Source organism: Allomuricauda sp. M10 (assembly GCF_020782875.1).
In the GTDB taxonomy this organism is placed as follows: Bacteria; Bacteroidota; Bacteroidia; order Flavobacteriales; family Flavobacteriaceae; genus Flagellimonas.
Genome location: NZ_JAJGBN010000005.1, coordinates 124737 through 138786 on the forward strand (window position 1 = coordinate 124737; position 14050 = coordinate 138786).

A 14050-nucleotide genomic window follows, 5' to 3' on the forward strand; every position below is an offset into this window, starting at 1 on the left:
TTTAGTTGATTTTGAGTCTATATTTAAGTTGAAAATTTAATGCTAAAAGCAGTTGATTTCTTTTGTGGTGCTGGTGGGGTCACTTGCGGATTCCAAAAAATTGGAATTAATGTTTTGGGAGGATTGGACATTGACCCTAAATTTAGAGAAACATACGAAGGCAACAATGGTACAGTCTTCTTGAATGAAGATGTTTCCAAGTTATCCCTATTTCCACAAAAGCTTTCAGAGTTACTTCCAATTCAAAAGGACGACAATAATCTAATATTTGTTGGATGTAGCCCTTGTCAGTACTATTCAAATCTCAAATCCGATAAAACAAAATCTAAAGATGGAAGGCTTTTGCTTGAGGATTTTAAAGAATTCGTGCTTTACTTCAAGCCAGGTTTTGTATTTATAGAAAATGTACCTGGGCTAGAAACGAAAAAAGGTAGCCCCTTATCCAGATTTAAGAGAGAACTTAAGAAAGTAGGATATGCTTTCGATGAAAAAGTCCTTAATGCAAAATACTTTGGAGTTCCACAGAACCGTAGAAGATTTGTACTAATTGCTTCACGCTTAAATCAAGAAATCAAGTTGCCTCTTCAAATTAGAAAAAAGGAAAATCTTGTAACAGTTCAAGATGCAATAGGTGACTATAACTTATTTCCACAAGTGGAAGCAGGTTATAAGGATGCATCATCTCGGCAACATTCGGTGGCTCGACTTTCAAAGATAAATCTGGAAAGAGTCCGAAACACTCCTAGAGATGGTGGTTCAAGATTATCATGGGCAAACAATGATAAACTTCAATTAGAGTGTTATAAAAACCATGATGGCCATTATGATGTCTATGGAAGAATGTTCTGGAAGAAACCAGCACCTACATTAACTACACGATTTATTTACACAAGTACTGGACGTTACACTCATCCTGAACAGGATAGAGGAATCTCGCTTCGAGAAGGAGCAACACTTCAATCATTCCCCCTCAATTACAAATTTCATTCAACCACTCAAGGTACAATTGCTACAATGATAGGTAATGCCGTTCCTCCCAAACTAGCCGAAGCGATAGGCCAATCACTAATTGAACAATGGAATAAATGGCAAAATTTAGAGCAAAGGCAAGAGCAGTAGAACTTCTAGGTAAGGGGCAAATTGCGGATCTTCCTACGGCGATTACAGAGCTTTGGAAAAATGGGTACGATGCATATGCAAAAAACCTAGAATGTCGCTTATTTCTTGAAACCTACAAAGACAATAAGAGCCCCATATTCATTATTTCAGATGATGGTTTTGGAATGTCTGAAACTGACATTGTTGAAAAGTGGTTTGTACTTGGAACCGACTCTAAAGCCCGAGGAGAAAAAATAGAACCACATTTTGGGCTTGATAGAAGAACCCCTATGGGTGAAAAAGGCATTGGCCGCCTTTCCGTTTCTTATCTGGGTCATCAACTATTAATGCTCTCAAAAAAGAAAGGTGAGGTTGCAAATGCGTTGTTCATTGATTGGAGAGTCCTTGACAACTATGATTTCTATTTGGATGATCTTAATATACCCCTGTTTACATTCTCGTCCAATGATGAATTTAAGAAAAACGAAAAGGGTGCGGTTGCAGAATTCCTGAAGAATCTGGACGAGAAGCGATGGACTGAACAAAAGGTGTTAAGGCAACATATGCTGGAGGATTGGAAATCTTTCAACATTCCAGGTTTTTTATACCAAGAAGTGATTCACGAGTTTGCCAGGAAAGACTATCACGGTACCACCTTTCTCGTTTTTACACCACATGAACAATTGGTTGAATTATCCGACAAAGACCGAATCGGCCTAAATAAGGATTCAGCTCTTACATACATGCGAGCCTCTCTAAGCGGAATGCATAATGATTTGAAAAATCCAAAGAAAGACTTTCAAACCCACTTTTATATTCATGATGCTACTGGAAAGTATAATTTAATTGACGATTTCTTTACTCAGAACGAAATGCGCAATGCTGACCATTGGTTAAGTGGTGAATTTGATGAATATGGTTATTTTACAGGCGAAATACGAATCTTTAATAAACGGGAAAAATACACCTTCAAACCAACACGCCCTCCAGGAAAGACCCCTTATGGCCCATTTAGTATTGAGTGGGGGGCGCTGGAGGGAAATGCTTCAAGTTCAATCCTAAATGATACAGCATTTAAAAATTTAAATGAAAAGCTTGAAGTTTTCGGGGGACTTTATATCTATCGTGACGATTTTAGGGTTCTTCCATATGGAAGGCCAGATACAGATTTCTTGGAATTTGAAAGAAGAAGAAGTTTAGGAGCAGGATACTATTTCTTTTCTCATAGAAGATTTATTGGATATATTGATTTAAAGAGAGATAAAAATACCTTGTTGAGGGATAAAGCTGGTAGAGAAGGGTTTATCCAAAATAAAGCATACCGCGAGTTTCGAGATGACCTTATAGATTTCTTTGTCGATATTGCAAAACGCTATATGCGTAAGACCCCCGAAGGAGAAGAGGCAACTTTTCGCCAAACCCAGTTAGACGAAATTCAGGAAAAATATAACCGGCAACAAGCCGCGGCCAAAAAGAAAAACGCTAAAACAAAAAAGGCATTTCTTGAGCAGCTAAAAGAAAATAAACCTCTCATATTTCGGTTGGAAAATGAAATAGAAGATTTAGCAGATCAATTGTCGGAGGAAGCCAAGCGATTAGAAATTAACTACAATAATTACAATAGGCTTGTCGCAGAACTTGAAGATAAGAGAGCACAGGTCAGGGGACTACGACTAACCAAACCTCAGGCAATTAAAATAACCAAAAGTCAAGAAAAGGAATATTTAGAATTTCAAAAAGAATATACCCTAGTTGATGATAGGGTAAAAACCTGCATTAGATTAGTGGAAGATACACGAAGTAGAATCAATGCAGAAAACCTCAAATTAGAATACAATGAAAAGTTTCGATCCCACATAAAATACATCGAGAAATTGTTCTCTGACTATAAGTCTATATGCAAAGGTAGCTTTAACCGGGTCAATAATCTTTTAACAGATGAACTAAATACGCAGGTAGACCATTTTATCGATCAAACTGAAAAAACCAAAATTTTGGCAGATGACGATACAGAGACAATATCTTCGAAAATAAACCTGCTTGACCTCACGGCCGAAGACCAAAAAACGCAGATCGAACATTCCATTGGCGGATTCATCAACCACGTTTCGAATCTTCAAATAGACGTTGATGATGACTTTTTAAGAGGGTGGTATGAAAAACAAAACCAGAATCTTGAAGAAAAGCTGAATGATTATGAGGAATTAGCACAATTGGGTATGTCAATAGAAATTATTGATCACCAATTCAATGTTATGTACTCCCAAATGAATGATGCCGTGCATGAAATTGATCAGTACTCCAGAAGGAATAAAGGGATTGAATCTGCATTCAAACAATTAAGAGCGGCTTTTCAGCACCTTGAGGGAAACTACAAGCTACTTAAACCACTCTATAGAACCAGTCGCAGAACCCGCGAGGTAATAACTGGCAGGCAAATAGAGAGCTATATAAAGGATTTCTTTAAAAATGATTTTAATAGATACCGAATTGATTTTTCAGTAAGCGAAGCATTTCGTGAATACGAGTTCTTTACATATGATTCTATCATTAAGCCAATATTTTTAAACATTATCAATAATGCTAACTATTGGTTAATCCCAGTAGAAAATAGGGCAATTAGAATAGATTTGGTGGATGAGGAGATTCGGATTATGAATTCTGGAGAACGAATCGATGATTCCCACCTAGACGATATTTTTACCTTGTTTTTTACTAGAAAGCGAGATGGTCGTGGAATAGGTCTCTATCTGGCAAAAAAGAATCTGCAATCTATCGGGTATGACATTTTTGCAACAAATCAAGATGATATTAACAAGCTCAAAGGGGCTTGTTTTATCCTTAAAAAAGAAGATTCAAAATAAGCTCTATCGAATGCCTGAAACTCCACCCGCAAATACTTTAGTCGAACCTTCGTTCTCAGAAGTAGCCAAAGATGTTATTCGGAACTCCATTCGTTCTGCGATCTGTATAGATGACCGGTACGCTGCGGCTTATGAAGAAGACCCTTCCGGGTTAAATGTCGATGAACCGAGAAAGCTTCATAGATCATTCCGTGAGGATGGTTTATGCGATTTGGACATCTATCGATTCACAACATTTGAAGAGACTTGGAACGGTGACGTTATGCTGTCGAACAAGGATCTTCTAATTTTAGATTGGGAACTTGACGCAGACGGCAATTATAACAATGCTCTCAAAATACTTACCGAGGTTGTTCATTCAAAGAAAATTCCCTTTGTAGTAGTTTATACCTCCACTGCCGATCTTCATTCTGTGAGCAAGGCTCTTGTACGTGAGTTTTCACCATACAACACAGAGGTATTTCAAGCAGTTTCTTCTGCCCTCAAAGCAAAATATTCAATTATTTCCGATGACCCGGATTCCATTGAAGCGGATATTTTTCTCGAAGAAAACACGGAAACATTTTACGAGTATTTTTTTAATTGGAATAATAGAGAAGAAACCGAGTCTAAACTCCTGACTAGCTTTCGTCAAAGTTTTGCCGTAAAGGCACAAATTGGAGACGCACCAATCAAAACCAAGGTATCTGCTGCGGTAAGAACAATTGCTGAACAACATGATGACGGACTGTTGGAGTTGGCAATGATGGCTATGTGTCAGGAATCCGAAACCAGATCGCCATTTCGCATAGAACGGATCAGCACAGCACAACATGCTTTTCGTTTGAACGGAACGATTGTTCTTGTATATCATAAACAGGGCAAGGAAGACGGAATCAGACCGGAAAACTTGTTCACCGTTTTCGCAGAGGCGGTTGTAAGCAGTCCGCATAACTATCTCAACATTCTTTCTCTCGAATTGAAAGATCGGCTGCGTGAGTCTTTTTCCAAGATAGGCACACAGTTTTCAAAGACAGATGAGCAAGCTTTCTTTTACCATTTAGAGAATTATAGGACTTTAAACAATGGACAAGATTATGACCTTCGTTCTATCTATGATTTCATTCTAAAAAGCTGGATAGGTGAATTGCACCAGCAAAAGATAAACGAGCAGCCAAGCATTCTTAAGTTTGCAAGTCATCGTTATGATACATTAGAATCCCCTCCTCCAAAGGAACTCATGGAAACAGATTCAGGCCTTATTGATGAGCTTATTATATATTGTGCATACGTTTCTACATCTAAAGTTGCCGACCGGAGTGATCTCTCACTTCGATTTGGTGATTTGTTTGTGAATTCGGAAAATCCTGATGAGTTTTTTCTCTGTATAACACCTGCCTGTGATTGCCTACATCCGAAAGAAAAAATAAATGACAATTTCTATTTTGCAAAAGGAGCAAATACCAACAAGCTAAATGCTATTCAAAGAGCGGAGAAGGGTTACTATTCGTTTGTTTTAACTGATAATGGACCAAAGAGTGTTGAATGGCAATGCAAGCCTTTCACAAGTTATGTGGTTACAAATGATATAAACCAATTTAAAATCAACTATTGTGGCTCCGAAATTCAGTTGAAACATTTAATCGTTCTCAAGGAAAACTACACCCAAAGGATTGCCAACGAATCATTTGGATATGGTCATCGTGTTGGAATTGATCTCCCACATTAACATGTAATGGAATTAATTGAAGTCATAGAAAAAATAAAAAGTTCAGGAAAATTCAAGAACTATATCGATTTTATTCAGTTCCCTTATTATAGAAATGTTGAAATTGATACACGGATTACATTTACTTTCCCTCTGACTGTATTTATTGGTCAAAATGGATGTGGTAAAAGTTCTTGTTTGCATGCTTTATATGGAGCACCAGATAGATATACCCCCTATAAATTTTGGTTTGATACCAAAGTCGACCCTGTAAGTTACTATGACGACCAACGTAAAAGACATTCATTTTGGTACTCTTATCAGAAAGGAAATCAGACCTTTGAGGTGATTAAAGCGAGAATTAAGCGAAAGGATGACCCTAACTATTGGGAAACCAGTAGGCCATTGGCATGGGCTGGAATGAAAACAAGGTCTAATAAAAATGAGCGAGATAGGCCAGTAATTAAGAATGTGGTGTATCTGGACTTCCGATCTGAATTAAGTGCTTTTGACAAATATTTTTACTTTGGAAACCTGAAGCTTAGTAAGGCTAGAAACAAACAGGAATATCTCCGCAGAAAATCATCATCGCTAAATAAAATCTTTACTGGCGCCAAAGCTACCATAAGTTCAAGTACAAGAGCTTTAAACCTGCCAATGGAAGAATTATCTGGATTGGAATTGGAGTGGATTTCTTTCATTCTTGGAAGGAAATATATAAGCGGGCTTTCGGTTTTACACGAACTATTCAGAAACAAGGGCTATTCCGTACTTTTTCAAACTAATTTTGCTAAATATTCTGAAGCCGTTGCAGGTAGCGGTGAAATGGCTGTGGTCAGATTGGTAAGAGAAGTTCTTGCTGCCCAAGACTACTCTTTGATTTTGTTGGACGAGCCAGAAGTTTCTTTACACCCTGGAGCACAGAATAGATTGAAAATATTTCTACTAGATCAGATCAAGAATAAAAAGCACCAAGTCGTATTAACTAGCCACTCCCCTTCTATCGTAAGGGGACTTCCCAAGGAATCAATCAAAGTTTTTTATCAAAATCCTAGGAACGGGAGATTTTTGGTCAAAGAGGGCCTCACTCCCGAGGAAGCTTTTTTCCATATCGAGTTTCCCATTGACAACCGAAAAAGCATTATCGTGGAAGATATACTAGCACAGGAAATCGTTTCTGGTGTTTTAGACAAAATGGGAGAAGAAACAAGAAATCTGTTCAATGTAAAATTTAACCCAGGAGGAGAATCTGTTATAAAAAAAGAATTCATTACTGTTTATTGTCGTGAACAAAATATAAGGGATTATGTATTTTTCGATGGAGATCAAAATCCAGAAACTCCCCACCTTGACTGGCGAACAATACCGACTACCAACTTGACTGTCAAAAATCTAAGAACAAAGATTAGAGAACAAATCGGAGAAGAAATTAAGTTTTCGGTGGATGGTGGCCAGGGGGGAGGTAATCAGGACCAACAACTGGAATTATTGAAATCGTATCTTGACTACTATTTAACCCATGTCTTTTATCTCCCACAGTACACTCCAGAAGATTTATTATGGAATAATGAATTGGCAATAACTCTGATTAATGGTGTAATAATTGATAGAGAAACTGCCCAACGAAGAATATCTGATCTCACAAACATCCAACCCAAAAAATTGAAATTTGCATTCCTGTCAGATATTGTTCAAGGAGGAAGTCATTCAGAGGCAATCTCAGGTATCCACAAACAGTTTTTACAAAGATGGTTGAACGAAGCTAATTGTGACTTCTTGTGTATTCGGGATTACATAACCCAAATAATAAATCAAGAATAGAACTATTATATCAATTCCCTAAAAATTTTTCTGTCAATAGAAGGACTATAAAGTATTTTATGTCTTTGAAAAATAGAACCAAAAACATAGGTTTTAAATTATTCTCTCTTTAAAGAGAATATATAATTGATATAATTAAATCAATTCTTATGGACAACAATATAAGCGGACTGATAAAATACGCCAGAAGAAAAGGAAACGCATTCAAGATTATTAATGAAAACACCTGAACAAATATTACTGGATATTCTTGAAAATGAAACCGCAAGATTAAACTCCGATTGCCCAAAGGATATCAATCTTTTTGCAATGATTGAAATTATTCGATCAGTGGATTACCATTCGTTTATTCTTAGCCACAATCCTAATGACCCGGGAGATACTTTTCTACTACAGAAGTATAGGTTTGGCTGGTCCTTGGCATTTTCTCAATTCTACAAAAACTATCACCTTCAAGATAATATTCCATTGTTCGCATGGGAACATGACCTAAGAGAATGGATTAATTCGGTTATTCAACATGCAGGATCAATTGAACTATGCAAACAATTTCTAGATTATGCAAAGGCAGATTTAGTTAAAGTCGAAAATGATGGCCATACATTCAATTTTAAGTATAAAAGGAGCACTACACCATATGAATACTATGAGAAGAAAAGCTTAGAATATTACTTCTCAACAGTAAACAAACACCTTGAAGAAAAAAGCCGGTTGATAGTAGAAGGGGTTAAAAAAATGCGAAAAGAGCTTGAGACCATTGTTAATGTTGAATATGAACAGTTCATGTCTTATACCGCTACTCCAAAGATTGACGAGTTTTATTCAAAGTGGGGATATCTGTACTTAATGAACACTACTGTTGTTGAAGATTTTGCTGAAGATGACAAATTCGGGAATCACTCCTATAAAGATTATCTGGATTTTGTAGAAGATATTTTTAAGGTCGGAATTATGCATCGCGATTGCTCTATGGCTCTAGTAGAAAAAACCTCTCAGAAAATCCATCTCAGAAATATTCTAACATATGTATTTAGCAAATCATCGTTCGTAAAACTCTGCAGTGAATATATGAAATGGTCTGAAGAAAAGACAACAGATATCCTGTCTGCTTTTACACTTAGCCTTGAAAATTTTCAATTCCATTTACAGCATCCCGGAGCTACAGTACCTCCGTATTTTCAATTAGGTAATGATACGATTATGAGGTCAACTGTTGGATGTTTGGATAAACCTTTGCTCTTTCTGCATAGAGAGCTAAAACGAAAGTATCATACGGATTATTTTGAAGCTGTGAATAAGCGAGAACAACGTTTTAAAGAGCAGCTCTATTCATTGTTTCCAGAGAAAAAAATAGTGAAAGTTTCAGACAACATAAACATTAAAATTGGCTCCAGAAAAACAGATATTGACGGGGTGTTGTATGATACTGAAAGGTCAACTTTGGGATTATTTCAATTGAAATGGCAAGATGCTTTCTCGACTTCAATGAAAGAAAGATTCAGTCGAATCTCTAACTTGATTCCCAAATCAGTCGAATGGATTGACAAGGTCGAAGATTGGATCAAATACAATGATAAGAAGACTATTCTGAGTTCTTTAAAGATTCCAAAAGAGTACAGTGATATAGAAGAAATTTATATTTTCGTGATATCCCGAAATCATGCTCATTTTACAAATCAGAAGCTAGACAATCGGGCCACATGGGCATCATGGTACCAAGTTCTTGAGGCCTGTTCAAAAGTCAAGGATCCCTCAAATTCAAATCCGATTGGTGAGCTTGCATTAAAGTTAAGAATGTTTTATCCCGAAGAAAGAACGAAAAGAGAAGAAAATCCAATACCAAGTAATTTAAGTTTTAAATTTTCAAAATTTAAAGTGAACATTCAGCAGAATTCTGATGAATAGCCTTCTTTTATTTTTCCTCCAAAACTTTTTGACCTACACCAAAAATTGAGCTTTCTTATATCCAAATCATATTTCAAATATTAAGGATATTAACACACACTTTCATGTTTCCAATAAAACTTGATTGCAAACCACACTATTAAACCTCCTCCGAAATTAAATTTTATTTTATCCGCAAATAATTGAATATCAATTATTTGATGAGTTTTTCGTGGTACTTTTCGCATATCAAAAACCGTCTAATCCTTAAACGTTTACGATATGCGAAAATCTTTCTTCATTACCTTATTATTGCTTTTTACCTCCAGTGCCGTTTTGGCCCAGATCGGGGGCATCGAGGATTCGGTCAACGATATTTCAGATACCATTCGGGCCATTTTTCCCATAATCCTGGGAGTTATCTTTTTAGTGGGTTTCCTTTTCAATGCCGGACATTTCTTTGGGGAGAATGCTGACCTAAAAAGGGGTATTACCCGAGTCTTGGTCTTTGTGTTGATTGCCGGTGCCGTAGTGGGCATCTTTACCTATCTCATCGGAATCGTGGTCTGATGAAACAGTTCGAGGTCTATAGAAATATACGAAAACGGGCCATGATCATGGGGCTGTCCATTTCCCTGTTTGCCTTGATGATGGTGTCTATCATCTGTTCGCTTTTGATCATCATTTTTTCGTTTCATTTTGGTGTCATCGTGGGCCTACTGCTCTTCAATGCCCTGCTCTATGGGGCATTGTTGCAGTGGGTGAAGAAACCGATCCAATTGAAGGTAGTGAAAACCTTTCCCAAGACCATAAGCCTAAAACAGTTAAACCTCCTTGACTATGTCTAAACTGAATTTCCAAGCACATCATCCCATACTGGATATCCAGAACCATGTGGTCTTTGGGAGCAATGGTAACGTGGTATTGTGTTATCAAGCAGAATTACCTGAGATATACTCCCTTTCTGATGCGGATTTTGATGAGCTGCACGGGATGTGGTTCCAAGCCTTTAAATCCTTGCCCGTGGGTACGGTTATCCATAAACATGATGTATACCAAAAGAAAGGTTACGATGCCGAAGGTTTGCCCAAGGATACTTTTCTTGCCAAGGCCACCCATGATTATTTTGTAGGTAGGGAGCATTTGGACCATCAGAGTTATCTCTTCTTTGTACTTCCTCTTGACAAGGCATTCAATGCCACCAAATATGGCAATCCCTTTCGAAAAGTGGAGAAAGGGTTGCACCGTAAACTGGATGTGCAGGTAGCGGAATTTGTGACCGCCGTCAACGATTCTGTATCCTATGTCAACAACTCCAAAAGTGTGTCCATGGTTCCCATGGAACCTGAAGCCATATTGGAGCATACCCATGCTTATTTCAATGGATTCAATCAAGGTTTTGATACGGATATCCAGCTAGGAAAGGGCCCCATAGAAATTGGTGATAATTATTTTGATGTGATGGCCATCAACAATGAAGGTTGTTTTGGTGAAACCGTGCAGAGCAGTGTGCCCAATGGGAAATTCAGTTCGGACGGATTCAGCTTTCACAAGGGTTTTTTGGACGGTCTCGGGTTGGAGTTGGGCGAGAACCACATCATCAACCAAATCCTATATCTGGATGATACCCATCAATGGTGTAAACGATTGGACAAAAAAATAGAGGAACTCTCCAAGAGCTCCAATTTTGGTTCCCAGAACAAAGTGGTTCGCAACAAGGTCCAACATATCTTGGACAGGATCAATGGGGATGATACCGCACGGATCGTTCGTGGCCATGTGAATATTGCTTTTTGGCATATGGAAGTTGGAGTGTTGAAGCGTATTGCTTCTGGCATCAAGGCGCAATTGAAGGAACTGGATATACGACCCTATCATCCCCATGGGGAGGAGCGCACCCATTATTTGTTGAATTCCTATCCCAGTCATGCTTCCAACTTTTCCAATGAAGATCTTTTTGTGATGGACCTGAAGGCAGCCCTTTGTCTGTATATCAACAATACGAATTATCGCTCTGATGAAACAGGAATCGTTTTTAATGATAGACAGTACAATATTCCTGTGGTCAAGGATGTATGGGACGAGGGGAAACGGCGCATCAAGGCCCGGAACTTTGCCATATTCGCCCCGACTGGGGAGGGTAAATCCTTCTTGGCCAATAATATCCTACGTCAATACTTTGAGGCCGATGTACGACTGGTCATTATCGATCTAGGGGGTTCCTATGCCAAATTTGCCCAATTGTATCCTGATGATCATATCATCCTGCGATACGAACAGGGGAAGAATCTGGGCATCAATCCCTTTTACATTTCAGAACAGTCCGATTTGACCCCGGAACGCTTGGAAGATCTCGCCCTGTTTCTTTCGGAGCTTTTGGCTGAAAAGCAAGTGACCAAATCCAAGGAAGTGGCCTTGAAAAAGGTATTACTGCACTACTATGGCAAGGTCAGGGAAGGGCATTCCCTAGCTTCACTATACCAGTTTGTTGATAGGAACAAAGATACCTTGATCGAAGAGACCCGGGTGCAGGAATCCGATTTCAATGTCTATGGATTTTTGCACATTCTTTCCGAATATGTGGACGGGGGACTGTACAGTTTTCTGTTCCATGTGGCAGAAGACCAGACCTATAAAATTGAGGACAAGCGATTGATCGTTTTTGAACTGGACGAGGTGCGTGACAATAAGGAAACCCTGTCCGTAATGCTCAAATTGATCAAGTCCGCTATCCAACGCACCATTTGGCGAAACCGTTCGGAAAGGGGCATTATCATGTTCGATGAGTTTGCCAAGCAGTTGAAGTTTTCCAATGTCCTAGAGAGTGTGGAGTTCTATTACCAGGCCATCCGAAAACAGAACGGGGCCATTGGGATCATCCTGCAATCCATCAACCAGTTACCTGAAAATGCCACTTCGGCAAGTATCCTGGAGAATACTCAAGTCGTGTACAGTTTACGGAACGAAAAGGGCTATGATGAACTGGCAAGGCGATTGAACCTTTCCAACCATGATCTAAATCAATTGATGTCCCTTAGAAACAATCTGACAGGGGAACGCAAATACACCGAAATCTTTATCAAGATCGGGAAGGAAAGCAATGTCTTTCGCTTGGAGGTGCCCCCCGAGGTCTATGCAGCCTATCTCACCGATGGGGTGGAACATGGCCGGATCATGGAACTCTTTGAACAGTCTGGGAATATGGAACGGGCCATTACGGAATTTATAAATCAACAAAAGAAAATGATATGAGAGTAACTATAAAACAAACCCTTTGGAAGAATCCCCGGTTATGGATGTTGGCACTGTCCTTGGCCCTGTTATTGCCTGCAGGAGCTGCCTGCCAGGGGATGCCGGTGTACGACAATACGAACTTTATCAGTATGACCAAATCCTTGTTGGAATCGGCCAAACAGACCTCTGAACTCTTGAAGACTGTGGAGTTTTTGAAGGAACAGAAGGACAATATTGTCAAGGTGAACAATACCATCAAGCAATTGAAGGCGGTCCGTGAATTGGCACGGAACAATGAAATCCTTTTCAATACCGTGCAAAATGAACTGAGGGATATTTTGAACTCCCCCTATATCAAAGCCGGGGAGGTGGAACAGGTATCCAGAGCCTTTGAGCAGATTATGGATACGGCCATTGATGATCTGGATTTTGTAAACCAGATCTTGTCAAGTGATTTTTTGAAGATGACAGATGCGGAGCGTACCGCCATTTTGATGGAAAAGAAGGTGCAGTCCCAGGAAATGGTGGCCGAGTTGGAAGTCAAAACAAGACGTTATCGGGAAATCATCTCCTTTCGGAGAATGCAGGATATTATCAATAATAGGGAAACGGAATACTGATGGCGGGAATCTTTTTGGGCATAGGATTGGAATATGTGGATGCTGTCTTCCAGACCATCAAGGACAGTGATTTCTCCCAATACACGATAGTGGGGATGAAGACCCTGGCCGTCCTGTTTTTTCTGATCAATATTTTGAAGAAATACAATGAGGGCATTGCCACGACCGATGGCCATACGTGGGGGTTGACCCCTACGGAACTGGCCAAGAATTTTTTGGTGGTTCTCCTGGTCATTTTCTCCACCGAGATATTGGGAGTCTTCGATGGGATCCTGGTGGCCATCGAGGCCCAATACAGGGACACGGCTCCGGCACTCCTCCCTTTACAGCTTCAGGATGTAGATCTGGAACGGGATGTGGGTGCCTTGGAAGCCGCCAAAAAAGCCATGGCACTCTTGTATGAGGCTTTGGTCACTCCCTTGTACGGATTAAAGGTCTTGGCCTTTATCATAGGGGTCCTTCTTTGGTTGATGGACCTTTTCATCTATCCTTTGTTCCTTGCAGAACGGTATTTCCTGTTGGGGATCCTACAGGCCTTTTTTCCCTTAGTCATCAGTTTGGCCGTCTTTGAAAAGTTTCGTCCCCTGGCCTATCAGTTTTTTAAGTTGTACGCAGCGGTGTACATGTTGGTGCCCGCCTTCTTTTTGGTCAATGTGTTCGTCAATAACCTCTACACGGAGATCAGTATCAATTTCTGGGGAAACCTCTTTGGTTTTGATTTTGGGAGTGAATTCTTTGCCTCCATCATCGAACTCGGGACCATTGGCTTTATCGTGTTGCTCAAATTTAAATTGTATCGAAGGGCCACGAGCTTTACCCTTCGATTGTTCACCGGTTAAATT

10 protein-coding genes are annotated in these 14050 nt (G+C 39.3%); all 10 read left to right on the plus strand.

Going from position 1 to position 14050, the window contains the following annotated elements; all coding sequences use genetic code 11:
• The first annotated feature begins 39 nt into the window (after positions 1 to 39).
• The gene (locus LKX84_RS13575; RefSeq protein WP_228237707.1) at positions 40 to 1119 is read left to right on the plus strand and encodes a DNA cytosine methyltransferase; all 1080 of its coding nucleotides are present in this window, start codon (positions 40 to 42) and stop codon (positions 1117 to 1119) included.
• Positions 1086 to 3962, plus strand: a complete 2877-nt coding sequence (locus LKX84_RS13580) for an ATP-binding protein (RefSeq protein WP_228237708.1) — start codon at positions 1086 to 1088, stop codon at positions 3960 to 3962. Before LKX84_RS13575 ends, LKX84_RS13580 begins: the two co-directional genes overlap by 34 nt.
• Entirely contained in the window at positions 3880 to 5670 is a 1791-nt protein-coding gene (locus tag LKX84_RS13585; protein WP_228237709.1) for a response regulator receiver domain, read from the plus strand. The genes LKX84_RS13580 and LKX84_RS13585 overlap by 83 nt, the downstream gene beginning before the upstream one ends.
• Before the next feature lie 6 nt (positions 5671 to 5676).
• A complete protein-coding gene (locus LKX84_RS13590; RefSeq protein WP_228237710.1) occupies positions 5677 to 7470 on the plus strand; it encodes an ATP-dependent nuclease in 1794 nt (597 codons plus the stop codon).
• A 216-nt stretch (positions 7471 to 7686) separates the two neighbouring features.
• Positions 7687 to 9375: a hypothetical protein gene (locus LKX84_RS13595; RefSeq protein WP_228237711.1), complete on the plus strand. Its 1689-nt coding sequence runs from the start codon at positions 7687 to 7689 to the stop codon at positions 9373 to 9375.
• A gap of 261 nt (positions 9376 to 9636) precedes the next feature.
• Positions 9637 to 9924, plus strand: a complete 288-nt coding sequence (locus LKX84_RS13600; RefSeq protein ID WP_228237712.1) for a hypothetical protein — start codon at positions 9637 to 9639, stop codon at positions 9922 to 9924.
• Positions 9924 to 10202, plus strand: coding sequence for a hypothetical protein (locus tag LKX84_RS13605; protein ID WP_228237713.1), 279 nt, complete (start codon positions 9924 to 9926; stop codon positions 10200 to 10202). Before LKX84_RS13600 ends, LKX84_RS13605 begins: the two co-directional genes overlap by 1 nt.
• Entirely contained in the window at positions 10195 to 12606 is a 2412-nt protein-coding gene (locus tag LKX84_RS13610) for a TraG family conjugative transposon ATPase (protein ID WP_228237714.1), read from the plus strand. Before LKX84_RS13605 ends, LKX84_RS13610 begins: the two co-directional genes overlap by 8 nt.
• The gene (locus tag LKX84_RS13615) at positions 12603 to 13208 is read left to right on the plus strand and encodes a conjugal transfer protein (RefSeq protein ID WP_228237715.1); all 606 of its coding nucleotides are present in this window, start codon (positions 12603 to 12605) and stop codon (positions 13206 to 13208) included. The genes LKX84_RS13610 and LKX84_RS13615 overlap by 4 nt, the downstream gene beginning before the upstream one ends.
• A complete protein-coding gene (locus LKX84_RS13620; RefSeq protein ID WP_228237716.1) occupies positions 13208 to 14047 on the plus strand; it encodes a hypothetical protein in 840 nt (279 codons plus the stop codon). Before LKX84_RS13615 ends, LKX84_RS13620 begins: the two co-directional genes overlap by 1 nt.
• Positions 14048 to 14050 lie beyond the last annotated feature (3 nt).

Coding starts and splice junctions, on each gene's coding strand:
- LKX84_RS13575 (WP_228237707.1), top strand. CDS start 40: ATGCTAAAAGCAGTTGATTTCTTTTGTGGTGCTGGTGGGGTCACTTGC.
- LKX84_RS13580 (WP_228237708.1), top strand. CDS start 1,086: ATGGCAAAATTTAGAGCAAAGGCAAGAGCAGTAGAACTTCTAGGTAAG.
- LKX84_RS13585 (WP_228237709.1), top strand. CDS start 3,880: ATGACATTTTTGCAACAAATCAAGATGATATTAACAAGCTCAAAGGGG.
- LKX84_RS13590 (WP_228237710.1), top strand. CDS start 5,677: ATGGAATTAATTGAAGTCATAGAAAAAATAAAAAGTTCAGGAAAATTC.
- LKX84_RS13595 (WP_228237711.1), top strand. CDS start 7,687: ATGAAAACACCTGAACAAATATTACTGGATATTCTTGAAAATGAAACC.
- LKX84_RS13600 (WP_228237712.1), top strand. CDS start 9,637: ATGCGAAAATCTTTCTTCATTACCTTATTATTGCTTTTTACCTCCAGT.
- LKX84_RS13605 (WP_228237713.1), top strand. CDS start 9,924: ATGAAACAGTTCGAGGTCTATAGAAATATACGAAAACGGGCCATGATC.
- LKX84_RS13610 (WP_228237714.1), top strand. CDS start 10,195: ATGTCTAAACTGAATTTCCAAGCACATCATCCCATACTGGATATCCAG.
- LKX84_RS13615 (WP_228237715.1), top strand. CDS start 12,603: ATGAGAGTAACTATAAAACAAACCCTTTGGAAGAATCCCCGGTTATGG.
- LKX84_RS13620 (WP_228237716.1), top strand. CDS start 13,208: ATGGCGGGAATCTTTTTGGGCATAGGATTGGAATATGTGGATGCTGTC.